At 65.6% G+C, this 18,215-nt stretch carries 17 protein-coding genes; 5 read left to right on the top strand and 12 right to left on the bottom strand.

All coding sequences use genetic code 11. From position 1 onward, the window contains the following. Nucleotides 1–92 precede the first annotated feature (92 nt). On the top strand, nucleotides 93–950 hold the full coding sequence (purU, locus tag AC0Z2B_RS23445; RefSeq protein ID WP_416427239.1) for a formyltetrahydrofolate deformylase: 858 nt from the start codon (nucleotides 93–95) through the stop codon (nucleotides 948–950). 108 nt (nucleotides 951–1,058) lie between these two features. Then, entirely contained in the window at nucleotides 1,059–2,258 is a 1,200-nt protein-coding gene (gene fdhA, locus AC0Z2B_RS23440) for a formaldehyde dehydrogenase, glutathione-independent (protein ID WP_476299758.1), read from the top strand. A 129-nt stretch (nucleotides 2,259–2,387) separates the two neighbouring features. Here the strand turns inward: fdhA and AC0Z2B_RS23435 are convergent, their stop codons facing one another. Both AC0Z2B_RS23435 and AC0Z2B_RS23430 read right to left on the bottom strand, forming a co-directional pair. Continuing rightward, a complete protein-coding gene (locus tag AC0Z2B_RS23435) occupies nucleotides 2,388–3,062 on the bottom strand; it encodes an anti-sigma factor (RefSeq protein ID WP_476299757.1) in 675 nt (224 codons plus the stop codon). After that, complete coding sequence (locus tag AC0Z2B_RS23430; protein WP_476299819.1) at nucleotides 3,059–3,658, bottom strand: sigma-70 family RNA polymerase sigma factor; 600 nt, start codon at nucleotides 3,656–3,658, stop codon at nucleotides 3,059–3,061. Before AC0Z2B_RS23430 ends, AC0Z2B_RS23435 begins: the two co-directional genes overlap by 4 nt. A gap of 137 nt (nucleotides 3,659–3,795) precedes the next feature. Here AC0Z2B_RS23430 and AC0Z2B_RS23425 point away from each other — a divergent pair, with 137 nt between their 5' ends. Then, entirely contained in the window at nucleotides 3,796–4,338 is a 543-nt protein-coding gene (locus AC0Z2B_RS23425; RefSeq protein ID WP_416427237.1) for a DUF2780 domain-containing protein, read from the top strand. An 87-nt stretch (nucleotides 4,339–4,425) separates the two neighbouring features. Here the strand turns inward: AC0Z2B_RS23425 and AC0Z2B_RS23420 are convergent, their stop codons facing one another. Beyond that, on the bottom strand, nucleotides 4,426–5,316 hold the full coding sequence (locus tag AC0Z2B_RS23420) for an acyltransferase (RefSeq protein WP_476299756.1): 891 nt from the start codon (nucleotides 5,314–5,316) through the stop codon (nucleotides 4,426–4,428). A gap of 148 nt (nucleotides 5,317–5,464) precedes the next feature. Here AC0Z2B_RS23420 and rloA2 point away from each other — a divergent pair, with 148 nt between their 5' ends. Continuing rightward, the gene (gene rloA2 / locus AC0Z2B_RS23415) at nucleotides 5,465–5,968 is read left to right on the top strand and encodes a retropepsin-like aspartic peptidase RloA2 (protein WP_473004711.1); all 504 of its coding nucleotides are present in this window, start codon (nucleotides 5,465–5,467) and stop codon (nucleotides 5,966–5,968) included. A 12-nt stretch (nucleotides 5,969–5,980) separates the two neighbouring features. On the opposite strand, the gene AC0Z2B_RS23410 is transcribed toward rloA2, so the two are convergent. From AC0Z2B_RS23410 to AC0Z2B_RS23375, 8 genes are all read right to left on the bottom strand, one after another. After that, nucleotides 5,981–6,607 (bottom strand): glutathione S-transferase family protein, encoded by a 627-nt coding sequence (locus AC0Z2B_RS23410; protein WP_416427234.1) that lies wholly within the window; start codon nucleotides 6,605–6,607, stop codon nucleotides 5,981–5,983. A gap of 39 nt (nucleotides 6,608–6,646) precedes the next feature. Beyond that, a complete protein-coding gene (locus AC0Z2B_RS23405; RefSeq protein WP_416427233.1) occupies nucleotides 6,647–6,820 on the bottom strand; it encodes a hypothetical protein in 174 nt (57 codons plus the stop codon). Continuing rightward, nucleotides 6,817–7,917 carry a PepSY-associated TM helix domain-containing protein gene (locus AC0Z2B_RS23400; protein WP_476299755.1) on the bottom strand — a complete coding sequence of 367 codons (1,101 nt, stop codon included), beginning with the start codon at nucleotides 7,915–7,917 and terminating at the stop codon, nucleotides 6,817–6,819. Before AC0Z2B_RS23400 ends, AC0Z2B_RS23405 begins: the two co-directional genes overlap by 4 nt. Nucleotides 7,918–7,979: 62 nt before the next feature. Next, nucleotides 7,980–10,409, bottom strand: coding sequence for a TonB-dependent siderophore receptor (locus tag AC0Z2B_RS23395; protein WP_476299754.1), 2,430 nt, complete (start codon nucleotides 10,407–10,409; stop codon nucleotides 7,980–7,982). 89 nt (nucleotides 10,410–10,498) lie between these two features. After that, a complete protein-coding gene (locus AC0Z2B_RS23390) occupies nucleotides 10,499–11,479 on the bottom strand; it encodes a FecR domain-containing protein (protein ID WP_476299752.1) in 981 nt (326 codons plus the stop codon). Further along, nucleotides 11,476–11,994 carry an RNA polymerase sigma factor gene (locus tag AC0Z2B_RS23385; protein ID WP_416427229.1) on the bottom strand — a complete coding sequence of 173 codons (519 nt, stop codon included), beginning with the start codon at nucleotides 11,992–11,994 and terminating at the stop codon, nucleotides 11,476–11,478. Before AC0Z2B_RS23385 ends, AC0Z2B_RS23390 begins: the two co-directional genes overlap by 4 nt. Before the next feature lie 203 nt (nucleotides 11,995–12,197). Further along, a complete protein-coding gene (locus AC0Z2B_RS23380; RefSeq protein ID WP_476299749.1) occupies nucleotides 12,198–12,905 on the bottom strand; it encodes a 3'-5' exonuclease in 708 nt (235 codons plus the stop codon). Beyond that, nucleotides 12,902–14,839 (bottom strand): putative nucleotidyltransferase substrate binding domain-containing protein, encoded by a 1,938-nt coding sequence (locus AC0Z2B_RS23375; RefSeq protein WP_476299817.1) that lies wholly within the window; start codon nucleotides 14,837–14,839, stop codon nucleotides 12,902–12,904. The genes AC0Z2B_RS23380 and AC0Z2B_RS23375 overlap by 4 nt, the downstream gene beginning before the upstream one ends. 215 nt (nucleotides 14,840–15,054) lie before the next feature. Between AC0Z2B_RS23375 and AC0Z2B_RS23370 the strand changes: the two genes are divergently transcribed. Continuing rightward, on the top strand, nucleotides 15,055–15,498 hold the full coding sequence (locus AC0Z2B_RS23370) for a response regulator (protein WP_476299747.1): 444 nt from the start codon (nucleotides 15,055–15,057) through the stop codon (nucleotides 15,496–15,498). Between the two features lie 125 nt (nucleotides 15,499–15,623). Here AC0Z2B_RS23370 and AC0Z2B_RS23365 read toward each other — a convergent pair whose 3' ends face one another. Further along, nucleotides 15,624–17,801 (bottom strand): malate synthase G, encoded by a 2,178-nt coding sequence (locus tag AC0Z2B_RS23365; RefSeq protein ID WP_476299745.1) that lies wholly within the window; start codon nucleotides 17,799–17,801, stop codon nucleotides 15,624–15,626. Nucleotides 17,802–18,215 lie beyond the last annotated feature (414 nt).

The raw sequence follows: 18,215 nt of genomic DNA, 5'->3' as shown, positions 1-18,215 counted from the left end.
CGCCCCCCCCCCCCGCCGCCGCCCCCCCCCCCCCGCCCCGCCCCCCGCCCCCCCCCCCCGCGTCCGCAGTCCCCCCGATTTGGAGCCCTACCATGAGCCGCGCCCCCGATACCTGGATTCTCACCGCCGACTGCCCCAGCGTGCTCGGCACGGTGGACGCGGTGACCCGCTACCTGTTCGAACAGGGCTGCTATGTCACCGAACACCATTCGTTCGACGATCGCCTGTCGGCACGCTTCTTCATCCGCGTCGAATTCCGCCAGCCCGACGGCTTCGACGAGCAGGGCTTCCGCGCCGGCCTGGCCGAGCGCGGTGCCTCCTTCGGCATGGTCTTCGAACTGACCCCGCCGCAGTACCGGCCCAAAGTGGTGATCATGGTCTCCAAGGCCGACCACTGCCTGAACGACCTGCTGTACCGCCAGCGCATTGGCCAGCTGCCCATGGACGTGGTGGCGGTGGTGTCCAACCATCCGGATCTGGAGCCTTTGGCGCGCTGGCACGAAATTCCCTACTACCATTTCCCCCTGGACCCGAACGACAAGCCCGCGCAGGAGCGAAAGGTGCTCAAGGTCATCGAACAGAAAGGCGCGGAACTGGTGATTCTCGCCCGCTACATGCAGGTGCTGTCGCCCGAGCTGTGCCGCCGCCTGGATGGCTGGGCCATCAACATCCACCATTCGCTGCTGCCCGGTTTCAAGGGCGCCAAGCCGTACCACCAGGCCTACAACAAGGGCGTGAAGCTGGTCGGCGCCACGGCGCACTACATCAACAATGACCTCGACGAAGGGCCGATCATCGCCCAGGGCGTCGAAGTCGTGGACCACAGCCACTATGCCGAGGACCTGATTGCCAAGGGCCGCGACATCGAGTGCCTGACCCTGGCACGGGCAGTGGGCTATCACATCGAGCGGCGGGTGTTCCTCAACGCCAACCGCACAGTCGTCTTGTAAAGGAGCAATAACCTCGTAGCAGCTGCCGAAGGCTGCGTCCGGCCATGACGCAGCCTTCGGCAGCTGCTACGGCAACCGATCCAATAAATACAACAATGAGGTGAAAGCATGTCTGGTAATCGCGGTGTGGTGTATCTCGGTGGCGGCAAGGTCGAGGTGCAAACAATTCCCTTCCCGAAAATGCAGGATCCACGCGGCAAACGCATTGAACATGGCGTTATCCTGCGGGTTGTCTCCACCAACATCTGCGGCTCCGACCAGCACATGGTGCGCGGCCGCACCACTGCCCAGGTCGGCCTGGTACTGGGCCACGAAATCACCGGTGAAGTGCTGGAAGTGGGCAAGGACGTCGAGAACCTCAAGGTCGGCGACCTGGTCTCGGTGCCGTTCAACGTGGCCTGCGGCCGCTGCCGCTCGTGCAAGGAACAACACACCGGCGTCTGCCTGACCGTGAACCCGGCCCGCGCCGGTGGCGCCTACGGCTACGTCGACATGGGCGACTGGGTGGGCGGCCAGGCCGAATACGTGCTGGTGCCCTACGCTGACTTCAACCTGCTGAAACTGGGCAACCGCGACCGGGCCATGGAGAAGATCCGTGACCTGACCTGCCTGTCCGACATCCTGCCTACCGGCTACCACGGCGCCGTCACTGCCGGCGTTGGCCCGGGCAGCACCGTCTATGTCGCCGGTGCCGGTCCAGTCGGCCTGGCGGCTGCGGCTTCGGCACGCCTGCTGGGCGCCGCGGTGGTCATCGTCGGCGACGTCAACCCGGTGCGCCTGGCCCACGCCAAGGCCCAGGGCTTCGAGATCGCCGACCTGTCCAAGGACACCCCGCTGCACGAACAGATCGCCGACCTGCTGGGCGAACCGGAAGTGGACTGCGCGGTGGACGCGGTAGGCTTCGAGGCCCGCGGCCACGGCCATGCCGGCGCCCAGCACGAGGCGCCTGCTACCGTGCTCAACTCGCTGATGGGTGTGGTGCGCGTGGCCGGCAAGATCGGCATCCCCGGCCTGTACGTCACCGAAGACCCGGGCGCGGTGGACGCTGCGGCGAAGATGGGCAGCCTGAGCATTCGCTTCGGCCTGGGCTGGGCCAAGTCCCACAGCTTCCACACCGGCCAGACCCCGGTGATGAAGTACAACCGCCAGCTGATGCAGGCGATCATGTGGGACCGCATCAACATCGCCGAAGTGGTGGGCGTGCAGGTCATCACCCTGGACCAGGCGCCTGAAGGCTACGGCGAGTTCGATGCCGGCGTGCCGAAGAAATTCGTCATCGACCCGCACAAACTCTTCAGCGCCGCTTAAAAACACGCAACCCACCCCGTAGCCGCTGCCGCCAGGCTGCGCTGGCCCCTGAGTACGCTGGAGATTTCCAGTGAGGTTCAGGGCCAGCGCAGCCTGCGGCAGCGGCTACAGGTCTGCAGGGTTGCCGGTTTACAGGGTCACCACCTGACCGTGGTAGAGCACCGGGCCAGTCGGCTGCCCGGTCGGCGAACCACCCTCCGGTTCCAGGCTGATCGCCAGCGCAATCGGCTCGCCCAGCAGCTTGCGCTGGCTTTCATCGAGCATGATCCGGCCCTTGCCACCCACTGGCATCAGCCCCAGCGACACCGGCTTGCCGTTGGCGGGAATGGCCCACAGCTCCATGCTGCGGTTCGCCGGCGCGCTGGGCAGTTCCACCGGCTCCACCTGCAGGTATTGCGCGTAGGCCTGGATTTTCACGGCTGGCCGGTTCTCGACGCTCACCAGCGTCGCACTGTAGTGCGCTTCATCGCCGGTGTAGAGCATGCCGATGCCGATGGCCAGCACCACGGCAGCCGCCAACGCCACTGCCCGCAACCAACCGCGCACCCGCAACGGCGGTGGCACATGCAGCTGCTGCGGCTCGATGCGCGCGACGATGCGCTCCCACACCCGCGCCGGCACCGGTTCCTCGGCCACCGGGGCGGTCAAGGTCACCAGGGTTTCCTGCCAGCCGGCCAATTCCGCCTGCAAGTCGCGGTCATCCGCCAGCAGGCGTTCGAAGCGCCGCCGCGCGGCAGGCGCCATCAGGCCGATCGCGTAGTCGGCCGCCAGCGCGCGGCGCAGGGCAGGGTGCTGGTAGTTCATGCTTCAAGGCACCTGCGCAGGCGTTCCATGCCGCGCCGTATCCAGGACTTCACCGAGCCCAGGGGCGCCGACAGCTGCAGCGCCAGGTCGGCGTTGGACAGCCCATGGAAATACGCGGTGAGGATGGACTGCCGCTGCATGCCCTCCAGGTCTTCCAGGCAACGGTTCAGCGCCGCGGCTTCACGGGCCTGGTTCAATTGATCGTGGGCCGAGGGCGCGTCATCGCTCAGCGCTTCCAGCTGTTGGTCATCCAGGGGCACTTCATGGCGCCGGCGCAGCAGGTCGATGGCCAGGTGGCGGGTGATGTTCACCATCCAGGTCATGGGCGCCGCCAGCCGGGCGTCGTAGCGCGAAGCGTTGTTCCAGATACGCACGAAGCTCTCCTGCACCACTTCCTCGGCCAGTTCGCGGCGGCCCACGCAGCGCAGCGCCACGCCGTGGAGGCGGGCGCTGCTGGTGCGGTACAGGGTCTCGAAAGCGCGGCGGTTGCCCTTGGCGCAATCGGCCAGCAGCTGGCTGAGCAGTTCAGTGTCGATGATGCGGTCTCCGCTGGGTGGCCGTCTGAGCCTAGCCCACCTTGCGCCGCGTTGCCTGATATACGCAGGGGAAGCGTGACCGGATGCGATTTGTACGAAATTATTTCGCCTTTGGAACACAATCGGCCAAATCGAGTCAAAACCAGGCTTTCGCGGCCGCCCAGGCGCGCCGCCACCAATGTTTCGAGGGGAATCAAATGAACACCATGCGCGCCATCACCTTCGCCACCCTGACCGCCCTGGCGGCCAGCCCGGCCTTCGCCTTCAACCTCAACGATGCGGTGAACGCGGCGTCCAGCATCCAGAACGGCAAGCAGGGCAGCAGCGCGCCCCAGGCGGCCGGGCTGCTGAACAACGTCGGCACCCAGCTCAACGTCACCCCCGAACAGGCCGTGGGCGGCACCGGCGCCATGCTGGGCCTGGCCAAGAACAAGCTCAGCAGCTCCGACTATTCGGAACTGGCCAAGCAGGTGCCGGGCATCGACAAGCTGGCTGGCGCCAACGCGGTGAGCGGCCTGGGCGGCTTGCTGGGGCAGTCGGGCACTGACAAGGGCGCGTTGGACAGCGCCCTGGGCAATGTGAAGAACACCAGCGACCTGAACAATGCGTTCGGCAAGCTGGGCATGGACAGCAGCATGGTCGGCCAGTTTGCCCCGGTGATCCTGCAGTACCTGGGCCAACAGGGCGTGGGCGGCACGCTGCTCAAGAGCCTGGGCGGCATCTGGGGCGTGGGCGGTTAAACCGGATCGAGTCCATCGCGACCAAGGTCGGCTCCTACGCGGTCATGTGTAGGAGCCGACCTTGGTCGCGATGGGGCCGGGGAGGTTCTACTGGCTCAACTCCAGGCGCAACGCGTCGATGCGCGCGTCCTTGTCCGCCCACAAGCGGTTTACCCAGTCCTGCACGGTCTGGCGGAAGGCCGGGTCGTTCTCGTAGTCGCCGGCCAGCAGCGCCGGGTCGATCTGGCGGGCACGGATGTCGACGATCACCTGCTTCACATCCCCGCACAGCAGGTTCCAGAAGCCTGGAATCCTGCCTTGCGGGTACACCACGGTGACGTCCAGCATGCGTTCGAGCTGGGTGCCCATGGCGGCCAGCACGAAGGCCACGCCGCCAGCCTTGGGTTTGAGCAGGTTGCGATACGGCGAGGCCTGCTGGCTGCGCTTGGCTTCAGTGAAGCGGGTGCCTTCCAGGTAGTTGACCACGGTCACCGGCTGGCGCTTGAACAGCTCGCAGGCGGCCTTGGTGATTTCCAGGTCCTTGCCCTTGAGGTGCGGGTGCTTGTCGAGGAACGCCTTGGTGTAGCGCTTCATGAAGGGGTAGTCCAGCGCCCACCAGGCCAGGCCCAGGAACGGCACCCAGATCAGCTCTTTCTTGAGGAAGAACTTGAAGAACGGCGTGCGCCGGTTCAGCGCCTGGATCAGCGCGGGAATGTCCACCCACGACTGGTGGTTGCTGACCACCAGGTACGAGGTGTCGCCGCGCAGGGCTTCGGCGCCGCGAATGTCCCAGCGGGTGCCGATGCACAGGCGGAAGATCAGCTTGATGATTTCGGCCCAGGTCTCGGCGAACCACATCACCGCCTTGGAGGCCAGGTCACGGGAGCGGCCGGGGGCGATCAGCTTGAGCAGGGCGCAGAGCATGAGGGGGCCGATCAGCACGAGGGTATTGAGCAGACACAGCAGCGTGGTGAAGCTGCCGACGAGCAGGCGACGCATAAAACGACTCTTGGAGTAATTGTGGCCGGCAATGATAAAGACGCCGGGGCATAACACCAAATCAACCTTGCCGAATGGTAATGGACATTTGTTTCACGATTTTTTGGGTATGCTGCGCGCAGCCCATCCGCCCTTGAGGAACCCGCCGGTGAAATCCGTAATCGCATTGCTGTCGCTGTTGGCCCTGCCGGTCATGGCCGCCGAGCCGACCCTGTACGGGCGCTATGAAAACATCAAGCTGCCGGAGATTGGCGGCGCCACGTTCAAGGCCAAGATGGACACCGGCGCGCTGACCGCATCGCTGTCGGCCCGTGATATCCAGCTGTTCCAGCGCGACGGCGAGGACTGGGTGCGCTTCCGCCTGGCCACCCGCGACGCCGACGGCAAGGTGTACGAACACAAGGTGGCGCGCATCAGCCGCATCAAGAGCCGTGCCGACGAGGAAGAGGACGGCGAGGCCACCGAAGTGGCCAAGCGCCCGGTCGTGGACCTGGAAATGTGCCTGGGCGACACCAAGCGCACCATCGAGGTCAACCTGGTTGACCGCAGCAGCTTCAATTACCCGCTGCTGATTGGCGCCAAGGCCCTGCGCGAGTTTGGCGCGGCGGTGAACCCGGCCCGCCGTTACACCGCGGGTGAGCCTGGTTGCTGACCGCGTCAGGGCTCACGCCGGTGGCCGGGTCAACTGCATCGACGCGCGCTGGCTGACCTGGGCATACCAGGCCGCCAGCGCCGGAAACTCGGCACGCCATTCCAGCTGCGGCTGGCGGAAGTCCAGGTACCCCAGCGCGCACGCCGCGCCGATACCGGCAACATCGAAGCCTTCCGCCAGCTCGCCCGCCACCGCCTCGAAATACGCCAGGCTGCGGTGGATCTTCTCGGCCTGGTTGCCCAGCCACACATCCCAGTGCTTGGCCTCGGGGCGCAGGGCGGTCTCGTAGCGGATCAGCACTGCCGCATCCATCAGCGCATCGGCCAGCGAGGCCAGGGTCAGGCGCCGCCAGCGCGCCGGGCCGTCGCGCGGTATCAACGGCGTGCCGCTGTGCTGGTGGTCGAGGTAATCGAGGATCACCCGGCTGTCATGCACCACGCTGCCGTCGGCCAGGCGCAGGGCGGGGATCTTGCCCGCCGGGTTTTCCTGGTTCAGCTCGGCCACCGGGTTAACCGGGGTAAGCAGGCAGGCCTGGATCTGCACTTGGGCGAACTGGCCTGTCTCGTGGAGCATCACCGCGACCTTGCGGCCGAACGGCGATGCGGGGTTGGAATACAGGGTGATAGGCGGGGTGGACATCGGAAACCCTCTTCTTGTCGAGCCGCCATCTTACCCACGTTACCGGCGCAAGGCATGCACGCCGATCACCGCCGGCAGGCCCAGGCCGATCCACGACAGCACGTCCCAGGCGCCGTCCCCCAGCAACGCCGCGAACAGCCCGGCGCCACCCAGCACGGCGATCAGCAGCGGCATGCCCCAGGTGGCCCAGAACCGCGACGGCCGGCGGCTCATGCTTTCACCTTGCGGCGTACCCACCACAGGTACAGGCCGCTGCCCAGCACCACGATGGTCAGCACGTCCAGCACCGCCCACAGGATCTGCATCGGCCGGCCGCCGTAGTCGCCGTAGTGCAGCGGCTGCGACAGGCCCAGGGCGTTCATGTACCAGGGGCGCTCGCCCACGGCAGTGACGGCCAGGGTGCTGGCGTCGATCAGCACCGGGGTGAGCAGGTGCGAGGTCAGGTGCGTGGCGCCTTTCATGAACACCGCGTAATGGTGCGCGCTGGAGAACAGCGTACCGGGGAAGGCGATGAAATCGGCCTGCATGCCCGGCGCCGCGGCTTCGGCAATGGCCAGCAGGCGCGAGGCGGGGGCCAGTTGGGTCAGCGGCGGGGCGTCGTGATAGGGCGCGACCATGGCGCTCAGCGTGTCGCTGCGCCAGGCGGCGATCAGCAGGTCGGCGCAGGCGTTGACTACGCCGGTCACGCCCACCACCAGCGCCCAGGTCAGGGTGACGATGCCGATCAGGTTGTGCAGGTCCAGCCAGCGCACCCGGCGCGAGCGTTCGCGGCGCACGCTGGCGAACTTCAGGCGGCCCATGAACGGCGCGTACAGCACCACCCCGGAGACAATGGCCAGCACGAACAGCAGGCCCATGAACGCCAGCAGCAGCTTGCCCGGCAGCCCGGCGTACATGTCTACGTGCAGGCGCAGCATGACCATCATGAAGCCGCCATTGGCCGCCGGGGTTTCCACCACCTCGCCGGTGCGGGTGTCGAGGCTGAAGGTGTGCGACGAATTGGGCTCGGTGCCGGGCGTGGCCGCGGTGATGGCGAACATGCCTTCGGGATGGTCCTCGTCCCAGCCGAAGTACTGCACCACCTCGCCAGGGCGGTGGGCCAGGGCCGCCTCGACCAGTTGTTGCAGGTCGAGCTTGGGCGTGTCCGCCGGCAACTCGCGGTAATGCGGGGCGTCGCCGAGCAGGGCTTCCATCTCGTGATGGAACACCAGCGGCAGGCCGGTGATGGCCAGCAGCAACAGAAACAGCGTGCAGATGAGGCTGGACCAGGTGTGCACGAAGGACCAGCGACGAATTGTTTTATTTTTCATTTCACAGGCGTCCGAAAAGACAAAGCCGCCCCGGGGGGCGGCTTGTGTGGTGCGTCAGGCCATTACCACTTGTAGGTGGCGCTGGCGACCACGCTGCGCTGGTCGCCGTAGTAGCAATAGTAACTGTCGCAGGTGCTGATGTAGTCCTTGTTGAACACGTTCTTGGCGGTCAGGCCCAGGGACGCGCCCTTCAGCGAGCCCGACAGCACGCCCAGGTCGTAGTGGGCCGAGGCGTCGAACACGGTGTAGGCGTCGGCCTTGCCCAGCCAGGTGTTGGCCTGGTCGCCGTAGGTGTTGCCGGTGTAGCGCGCGCCGCCGCCGATGCCGAAGCCTTCCAGCAGGCCCTGGTGCCAGGTGTAGTCGGCCCACAGGGAGGCTTGCTGGTTGGGCATCAGGGGCAGGCGGTTGCCCTTGTTGACGCCGTCCTGTACCTCGGATTTCGCCAGGGTGTAGGAAGCAATCAGCTTGAGGTTGTCGGTCAGGTCGCTGGTGGCCTCGAGCTCCAGGCCCTTGACCTTGACTTCACCGGTCTGGCCGGTCACCGACACACCGCCCACGTTGCTGGTGACGGTGACATTTTTTTGCGTCAGGTCATACACGGCAGCGGTCAGCAGGGTCTTGGAACCCGGTGGCTGATACTTGATGCCCAGTTCCCACTGCTTACCCTGAGTGGGTTTCAGCGAACTCACCGCGGTCATGTCGGCGCCAGTGGTTGGCTGGAACGACTCGGCGTACGACAGGTATGGCACCACGCCGGAATCGAACACATAACTGACCGCCGAGTTCAGGCTGAAATTGCTGTCACGCTCGGTGTTGGTGGCATTGCCGTCGTTGTGGAACTTGGTGCCGGTGTGCACCCAATCCTCGCGGCCGCCCAGGGTGAAGCGCCACTTGTCCAGGGCCATCTGGTCTTGCACGTAGACGCCGGTCTGGGTGGTTTTCTGGTCGTAGTCGTAGTAGGCCGTCGAGCGAGCAGGGCGGGTGATGGTGTCGGTGTACACCGGGTTGAGCACGTTGGTCGACGGCACGTTGAAGCCGTAGATCGACAGGTAATTGTTGTTGATGTGCTGCAGGTCGGTGCCGATCAGCACGGTGTGGCTGATGTCACCCGTGGCGAAGTCAGCCTGGAAATTGCTGTCCACGGCGAATTGGCTGATGTCTTCGTCGACGTTGGTCGACATCCGGCCTACGTTGCCGTCTGCATCGACCAGGGTGTAAGGATAGGAACCCACGGTAATGGTCTGGAACTCCAGGTCAGTCTTGGAGTAACGCAGGTTCTGGTGGAACTGCCAGACGTCGTTGAAGCGGTGCTCGAACGCATAGCCCAGCGAATAGTAGGTGCGGTCGTAGTAATCGTAGTTGGGATCGCCCAGGTTCTTGTGGTGGGAGATCTCGCCCAACGGCGAGCTGATCTTGGTGCCCTGGATCGGCAGGAACTGGCTGGTGGCGCCGGTATCGTCACGGGTGAACTGGCTGAGGAAGGTCAGCTTGGTGTCCGGGTCGATGTTCCAGGTCAGGCTGGGGGCGATGTTGTAGCGCTTGTTGTCGATGTGGTCGATCTGCGTGCCGCTGTCGCGGATCACGCCGCTGACGCCATAGAGGAACTTGCCTTCATCGTCGATCTTGCCGGTGCTGGCGAAGTCGATCTGGCGCCAGTTGTCGCTGCCATACTCCAGGGAAATTTCATGACTGGTTACATCGCTGGGCCGACGGCTGACCATGTCAAGCAGCCCGCCGGGCGGGGTTTGGCCGTACAGCGACGAAGCAGGCCCTCGCAGCAGGGCGATGCGGTCCAGGTCCCAGGTTTCGATTTTGGCAGTGGCGTAGGCACCCTTCGGCAGCGGCAACCCATCCAGGAACTGGGTCGGTTCGAAGCCGCGCACGCGCAGCCAGTCGTAGCGGGTGTCACTGCCGTAGCTGGCCGAGACGATGCCGGGCATGTATTTAACGGCGTCTTCCAGGGTCTGCACGCCGCGGTCTTCCATCTGCTGGCGGGTGGCCACGGAAATCGAGCGCGGTGCTTCCACCAGCGCGGTGTCGGTCTTGGTCCCTGCCGCAGTGCGGGTGGCCAGGTAGCCTGTGGCCGGGCCCCAGGCGCTTTCGGAGTCGCTGGCCGCGTTCACGTTGGTGTCAGGCAGCGCCAGTGTCCCTTCTGGGGCTGCGATCAACGTAAAAGTGCCAGCGCTGGTCTGCACCAGTTGCAGGCCAGTCCCGGCCAGGGCCTGGCGCAGCGCGCCGGCGGCATCGAATTGCCCGTTCACTGGTGCGCTGGTCTTGCCCGCCACCAGGCCCGGCTCGATGGCCAGCACCAGGCCGGCACCGCTGGCGATCTGGTTCAGCGTGCTGGCCAGCGGCGCGGCTGGCAGGTTGTAGCTGCGCAGCTGGCTGGCCTGCTCGGCGGCTTGCAGCGCGGTGCTGCTCAGCGGCACGGCGAGGGCAATGGCGACGGCCATGAGGCTGGGTCGCAGCAGGGAGGGGAACGGGCGGGACATGCGGCACTCCTGACAGGGAATATTTCTCAATTGCCTCTGTGCCGGACGAAATCGCAAAAGTGATAGGGCTGATCGAAAATAATTTAGATTTAGATCTTCGGCGGCGTCTCAGGCCGTGCTTCCAGGCTGACCCACCAGCGGGTGTGCTGCTGGATCTGGATCGGCAGGGTCGGCATCAGGGCGCGCAGGGCCAGGTCGGTGTCGTTCAGCGGGAAGCTGCCGGTGATGCGCAGGTCGGCCACGTTCGGGCTCACTTCCAGGAAGCCAGGGCGGTAGCGCGACAGTTCGTGGGCCAGGTCGCCCAGGCGCGCGTTATCTACCACCAGCATGCCGCGGGTCCAGGCGTCGGCGCCGGGCCGCAGGGCCACGGCTTCACCGAGCGCATCGCGTTGCACCAGCATCTGCTGGCCTTCGTGCAGGACCATCTCGCCGGGCAGTTCCTGAGCATGCACGGCCACGGCGGACTTCAGCACGCCCAGGCGCGTACCCTGGTCTTCGCGACGCACCAGGAAGCGCGTGCCCAGGGCGCGCAGGCGGCCGTCGCGGGTTTCGACGATGAAGGGCCGCTGCTCGCCGGCCGGGTGGCCGGTCTGCACCAGGATCTCGCCTTCGCGCAGCACGATCAGGCGCTGCTGCTGGTCGAAGCGCACGTCGATGGCGCTGTGGGTGTTGAGCTCCACCTGGGTGCCGTCGGCCAGGGTCACGGTGCGCTGCTCGCCGGTGGCGGTGCGTGCGTCGGCCAGCCAGTAGCCCAGCGGCAGCCACTGCTTGAGGCCGAAGGTGCCCAGGCCCAGCACCAGCACCACGCTGGCCAGGCCGCTGCCCAGCTTGCGCACGCGCTGGCGGGCGCTGCCGGCGCTGCTGAGCAGGGCCTTGCGGCCCGCAGCCGGGGCCACGCGCAGGCGCTGGTCGAGCATGCCCAGCTGTTGCCAGGCGCGGGCGTGTTCCTCGTCGGCGGCGTGCCAGCGGGCGAACTCGGCCTGCTGCGCAGGGTTGCCGGGCTCCAGCGACAGCTGCCACTGGATGGCCGCGTCGAGCACCCGCGCCGAGACCGGACCGGTGCGGCTCATGTCGGTTCCCCGTACAAGGCGATGTAGCACTGGCGAATGCCCTGGGCCAGGTACTGGCGCACCCGCGGCACCGACACGCCCAGGCGCTCGGCGATTTCGGCATGGCCCAGGCCTTCCAGGCGGTTGAGCAGGAAGGCGGTGCGCGCCTTGCTCGACAGCTTGGCGAGCATCTGGTCGATGGCCTGCAGGTCTTCGAGGATCAGCTGTTGCTGTTCGGGGGAGGGCTGTTCGGCTTCGGGCACCAGCGCTAGCTCGGCCAGGTAGGCCTGCTCCAGGGCGGCACGCCGAAAGTGATCGAACAGCAGGCCCTTGGCGATGGCCGCCAGGAACGCCCGCGGCTCACGGGGCGCGCTGAGCTGCTCGCGGCCCAGCAGGCGCACGAAGGTGTCCTGGCTGAGGTCTTCGGCGCGCTGGCTGCAGGCGATGTTGCGTCGCAGCCAGGCCAATAGCCAACCACGGTGGTCGCGATAAAGCGCACCGACCAGTTCACCATGAGGGCTATGGGCTGACGACAAGACGTTCCCCGAATGCAAGTATTCAAACTAACGAGAATTATTCGCGATTGTGTCAGGGATGATGTCGTTGTGCAATTGGCGTTCGTCGGTGGAAACGATCCCGTGGAGCCGCTGCCGCTGGGTGCGCTGGTCCTTGCATACGCTGGGGATCCTCAGCGGGGCGGGGGGCCAGCGCAGCCTGCGGCAGCGGCTACAGCGTGGGACTACAAGCTAGGCATGGCCTGGCGCCGGCGCCATTGGGCCAGGCGCCCCATCAGCAGCGCCGGGCTGTCCAGGCCCAGGCGCCGGGCCTGGCTGAGCAGGATCAGCACCAGTTGCGCGGTGACGAAGGCGTCGGCGCTGGCGTTGTGGCGCTCGTCCACCTGCAGGCCGAACTGGGCGATCCAGTCGTCCAGCGAGGCTTCGCGCAGCACGGTCTGAGGGTTGAGCAGCGGCGCCAGTTCGGCCACGTCGATGAAGCTGTGCTGCAGTTTGTAGCCCAGGGTGTCCTTGAGCGCGCGGCCCAGCATGCGCTGGTCGAACGGGGCGTGGAAGGCCAGCACCGGGCTGTCGCCGACGAAATCCATGAAGTCCAGCAGGCCGTCGGCGGGGGCGCAGCCGGCGGCGATGGCGTCGGGGCCCAGGCCGTGCAGCAGCACGCTGGGCCCGGGCTTGTGGCCGGGGCGCTGCAAGGTGCATTCGAACTGCTGGGACAGGTCGATGGCGCCGTCCTCGATCACCACTGCGCCGATGGACAGTAGCAGGTCGCGGTTGACGTTGAGCCCGGTGGTCTCCAGGTCCAGCACCACCCAGCGTTGCTGGCGCAGGCTGCAATCACCCAATACAGCCGGGGCACTCAAGCGCTGCAGCGCCAGCTGCTGCGCCGGGTTGAGGCTGGGCGCGGCCGGGCGCAGCCAGGCGAACAGGCTCATAGCTGGTACCTCAGCGTCAGGCTGGCCTGCAGGCGCTGGGCCTGGCGCAGGGATTCGCGCAGGATGCGCCGGTCGAGGTCGTTGAGGCTGTCAGGGTCGATGCGGTTGGACCAGGCCTGGTTGTCGCGGGTCTGGCGCTGGTGCTGCTGCATGCGCGTCTGCTGGATGAAGTGGTAGGCCTCTTCGTAGGCAGCGCCGTCGAGCTTGTCGATGACCTCCCGGGCCACCAGCTGGCGGAGGCGCTGCAGGGTGTTGGTGGCTTCGATGTTGTTGGCCAGGGCCAGCAGCCGCGCGCCGTCGACGAAGGGGTTCAGGCCCTGGGCCTTGAGGTCCAGGGTGCCGGCCTTGTCGCTGCCCTTGCGGCTGAGCACGAACTCGCGGAAACGCCCCACCGGCGGGCGCTGGCGCAGGGCGTTCTCGGCCAGCATGCGCTGGAACAGGCGGTTGTCGCCTACTTGCTCGAGGACCTGGCGGCGCAGTTGCGCGCAGCCCTGTTCATCACCCCACACCACGCGCAGGTCGAAATAGATGCTGGAGCCCAGCAGGTTCTCCGGGGTGGCCTCGCGCACGAAGGCGGCGAAGCGCCGCGCCCATTCGCTGCGCGACAGGCACAGCTCGGGGTTGCCGGCCATGATGTTGCCCTGGCACAGGGCGAAGCCGCACTGCGCCAGGTTGAGGTTGACCTGGTGGGCGATGGGCAACAGCTTGCCGCGGATTTCGGCGGCGTGGGCCGCATCGCGGGCCTCGAACAGGATGCCGTTGTCCTGGTCGGTGAACAGCGTCTGCTCCTGGCGGCCTTCGCTGCCGAAGCACAGCCAGCTGAACGGCACGCCGGGGTCGCCTTTGTCTTGCAGCACCAGTTCGATCACCCGGCACACGGTGTGGTCGTTGAGCAGGGTGATGATCTGGGTGATCTGCGTGGACGACGCGCCGTGGGCGAGCATGCGTTCCACCAGCTGGCTGATGTCGCCGCGCAGGCTCACCAGTTGCTCCAGCCGCCCGGCGTTGCGGATGGTGCGCGCCAGGTGCACCAGGTCCACGCGCTGCAGGGAAAACAGGTCGCGCTCGCTGACCACGCCGCACAGGCGGCCGTCACGCACCAGGCAGACGTGGGCGATGTGTCGCTCGGTCATGGCCATGGCGGCGTCGAACGCGCTGGCATCGGGGCTCAGGTAAAAGGGCGCGGCGATCATGTGCCGGGCGATGGGCTGAGTGAAGTCGGCATCGACGTCGGCCACCACCTGGCGCAGGTCGCGCAGGGTGAAAATGCCCTGTGGATAACGGCGCTCGTCGACGATGACGATGCTGCCCACCTGTTGTTCGTGCATCAGCGCCACGGCCTGGCGCAGCGGGGTCTGGGCGTCGCAGGTTACCGGGTGACGCATGGCCAGCTCGCCCAGGCGGGTGTTGAGCGAATACTGCGTGCCCAGGGTTTCCGCGGCGCGGCGTTGCACCTGCAGGTTGAACTGGTCGAGCAGGCTGCTGACCCCGCGCAGGGCGAAGTCGCGAAACGGCGCCGACAGCGCGAACAGCTTGATGAACGCCGCCTTGGGCAGTTGCAGGCAGAAGGTGTCCTGGGCCGCCAGGTGCTCGGTGCGGGTAGCCCGTTCGCCCAGCAGGGCCGCCAGGGGGAAGCACTCGCCGGTGGCGATTTCGAAGGTGGTCTCGGTGCCGCGTTTCGAGGTGTGCGGGCGTTCGCCCACCACTTGCCCCTGCTTGACGATGTAGAAGTGTTCCACCGGCCCGTCGGCGGGCTTGATGATGCTCTCGCCGGCGGCGTAGAAACGTAGCTGGCACTGCTCCACCAGGTAGGACAAATGGGCTTGGTCCAGCTGGTTGAAAGGCGCGTAGCGCTGCAGGAATTGCAGGGTTCCCTGAATGTTCTGCTGCACTGCTGACCTGCCCGCGAGGGCATAGGCGTCCGGTTTACTCATGTCCATGACCGCATTGTTCTTATCGTTCAACATGGTCGGCCTGATGGGCTGGGGATCCCATTGGACGTAAGTCTAAAAAAAATGCTTCAACTGCGCGGGTTTCCTCGACATCATGCTGATCTTCACGTGACGACCCGACGAAGTGCACAGGTAATGCCACTCGTCTGCGGTCTCAACCAGGTGACGCACCTGGTTTTCCCTATGATGAGAGGCATATGTCCGATCACGATATTTTGAGCGATGCCGAGCGCGAGGCGCTGAGTGCTGTGATGCAGGTGCCGGATTTGCCGCCGCAGCAGGCTTTGATCGTCGACGATGACCAGGTTTCGCGAGAGTTGCTGGCCGAAATCCTTGGCCTGCAGGGCATTGCCTGCCTGACCGCGGGCAGCGCCGCCGAAGCGTTGCAACTGCTCGCCTCGAACAAGGCCATCGGCCTGCTGGTGACCGACCTGCGCATGTCGCCCCATACCGGCCTGGACCTGATCCGCAAGGTGCGCGAATCCGATCGCGCGGCGATGCCGATCATCATCATGTCGGGGGATGCGGGGGTGAAGGATGCGATTGCGGCCATGCACTTGAGCGTGGTGGATTTCCTGCTCAAGCCTATTGATACCCAGCATCTGGTGGCGCTGGCGAAAAAGGAATTGGGCCTGGAGTAAAACCGTAGCCGCTGCCGGAGGCTGCGCTGGCCGGTTTGTTCGCTGGAGATTTCCAGTGAGGCGCAGGGCCAGCGCAGCCTGCGGCAGCGGCTACAGTGTAGCGCTGCCGTCAGGCGGGTTTCGGTTTACAGCCCGTTGCGGGCCTTGAACTCGCGGCGTTTGCGGTGCAGCACTGGCTCGGTGTAGCCGTTCGGTTGCTTGGCACCTTCAATCACCAGCTCCACCGCCGCCTGGAAGGCGATGTTGCTGTCGAAGTCCGGGGCCAGCGGGCGGTACAGCGGGTCGTTGGCGTTCTGGCGGTCAACCACCGGCGCCATGCGCTTCAGGCTTTCGAGGATCTGCGCTTCGCTGGCAATGCCATGGCGCAGCCAGTTGGCCAGCAGCTGGCTGGAGATGCGCAGGGTGGCGCGGTCTTCCATCAGGCCCACGTCATGGATGTCCGGCACCTTCGAGCAACCTACGCCCTGGTCGATCCAGCGCACCACGTAGCCGAGGATGCCCTGGCTGTTGTTGTCCAGCTCGTTCTGGATTTCCTCGGCCGACCAGTTGGTGTTCTGCGCCAACGGGATGGTGAGGATGTCGTCCACCGATGCCGGGGTGCGCTTGGCCAGTTCGGCCTGGCGGGCGAACACGTCGACCTTGTGGTAGTGCAGCGCGTGCAGCGCGGCGGCGGTCGGCGACGGCACCCAGGCGGTGTTGGCACCGGCCAGCGGGTGGGCGATCTTCTGTTCGAGCATGGCGGCCATCAGGTCGGGCATGGCCCACATGCCCTTGCCGATCTGCGCGCGGCCTTGCAGGCCGGTCTTCAGGCCGATGTCGACGTTGGAATTCTCGTAGGCACCGATCCATTTTTCCGCCTTCATGGCAGCCTTGCGCACTACCGCGCCGGCTTCCATGGAGGTGTGGATCTCGTCGCCGGTGCGGTCCAGGAAGCCGGTGTTGATGAACACCACGCGCTCGCTGGCAGCCTTGATGCAGGCCTTGAGGTTCACCGTGGTACGGCGTTCCTCGTCCATGATGCCGACCTTGAGGGTGTTGCGTGCCAGGCCCAGCACCTCTTCGATGCGGCCGAACAGCTCGTTGGTGAACGCGGCTTCTTCAGGGCCGTGCATCTTCGGCTTGACGATGTACACCGAGCCGGTGCGGCTGTTCTTGCGGGTGCTGCTGCCGTTGAGGCTGTGGATCGCGCCCAGGCTGGTGACCAGGCCATCGAGAATGCCTTCCGGCACCTCGTTGCCCTGGGCGTCGAGGATGGCGTCGATGGTCATCAGGTGACCGACGTTGCGCACGAACAGCAGCGAGCGACCGTGCAGCTTCACCTCGCCGCCGTTGGGGGCGGTGTAGTGGCGGTCCGGGTTCATGGTGCGGGTGAAGGTGCTGCCGCCCTTGGACACTTGCTCGGCCAGGTCGCCCTTCATCAGGCCCAGCCAGTTGCGGTAGATCACCACCTTGTCGTCGGCGTCCACGGCGGCGACGGAGTCTTCGCAGTCCATGATGGTGGTCAGGGCCGCTTCCATCAGCAGGTCCTTGACGCCGGCGGCATCGGTCTGGCCGATGGGGCTCTGGGCGTCGATCTGGATCTCGAAGTGCAGGCCGTTGTTCTTCAGCAGTACGGCGGTCGGGGCGCTGGCATCGCCCTGGTAGCCGACCAGCTGGGCGTCGTCGCGCAGGCCGCTGTTGCTGCCGCCCTTGAGGCTGACCACCAGCTTGCCGTCGACAACCTTGTAGCCAGTGGAGTCCACGTGGGAGCCGGCGGCCAGGGGCGTGGCTTCATCGAGGAAAGCGCGAGCGAAGGCGATGACCTTGTCGCCACGCACCTTGTTGTAACCCTTGCCTTTCTCGGCGCCGCCTTCCTCGCTGATGGCGTCGGTGCCGTACAGCGCGTCGTACAGCGAACCCCAGCGGGCGTTGGAGGCGTTGAGGGCAAAGCGGGCGTTCATCACCGGCACCACCAGTTGCGGGCCGGCCATGTGGGCAATTTCTTCGTCGACGTTTTGCGTCGAGGCCTGGAAGTCCGCCGCTTCTGGCAGCAGATAACCGATTTCCTGCAGGAAGGCCTTGTAAGCCGCAGCGTCATGAGCCTGGCCCTGGCGTGCCTGGTGCCAGCCGTCGATGCGGGCTTGCAGGTCGTCACGTTTGGCCAGTAGCGCTTTGTTCTTCGGAGCGAGGTCGTTGATGATCTTTTCCGCCCCGGCCCAGAACTGCTCGGCCGCAAGGCCGGTTCCGGGAATGGCTTCGTTGTTCACGAAGTCGAACAGGACTTTGGCGACCTGAAGGCCACCGACTTGAACGTGTTCAGTCATTGCTTGCCTCACTCTGCTCAGCTATTCAGCTCTTGTATTAAAGCCTGTAGCGCTTCTCTAAATACGCTGCCAGAACGTGCCCTGACGGGCGGCTGGGCAGACCCTCAAGCGCGTGCCAGAGGCTTCACGTATTTTCACAGGCGCCTTCGGCAGACATCGATTGTCATTATGTAGTCCGCGCTGCGGCATACTACATGATGATTTGCGGTTGTGAAAATCAGACTAAATACGTCGATCCGCGACCGTTTTTGGACTACCGGTCACACTGCGAATCGTATGTTCTCAAAACTTAAGGCAATTGTTCCAGATAAATCTGGAAACAGTACACACCTTTCATTCTGTTGCCCGTCGATCGCGGCGTCTGCATCGCGGCCAAGGCCGGCTCCTACCACGACCGCGTAGGAGCCGGCCTTG

This window comes from Pseudomonas sp. GYB4201 (assembly GCF_056312595.1).
Note: the sequence above shows the minus strand (reverse complement) of the source record. Positions and strands in the feature narration are given on the sequence as shown.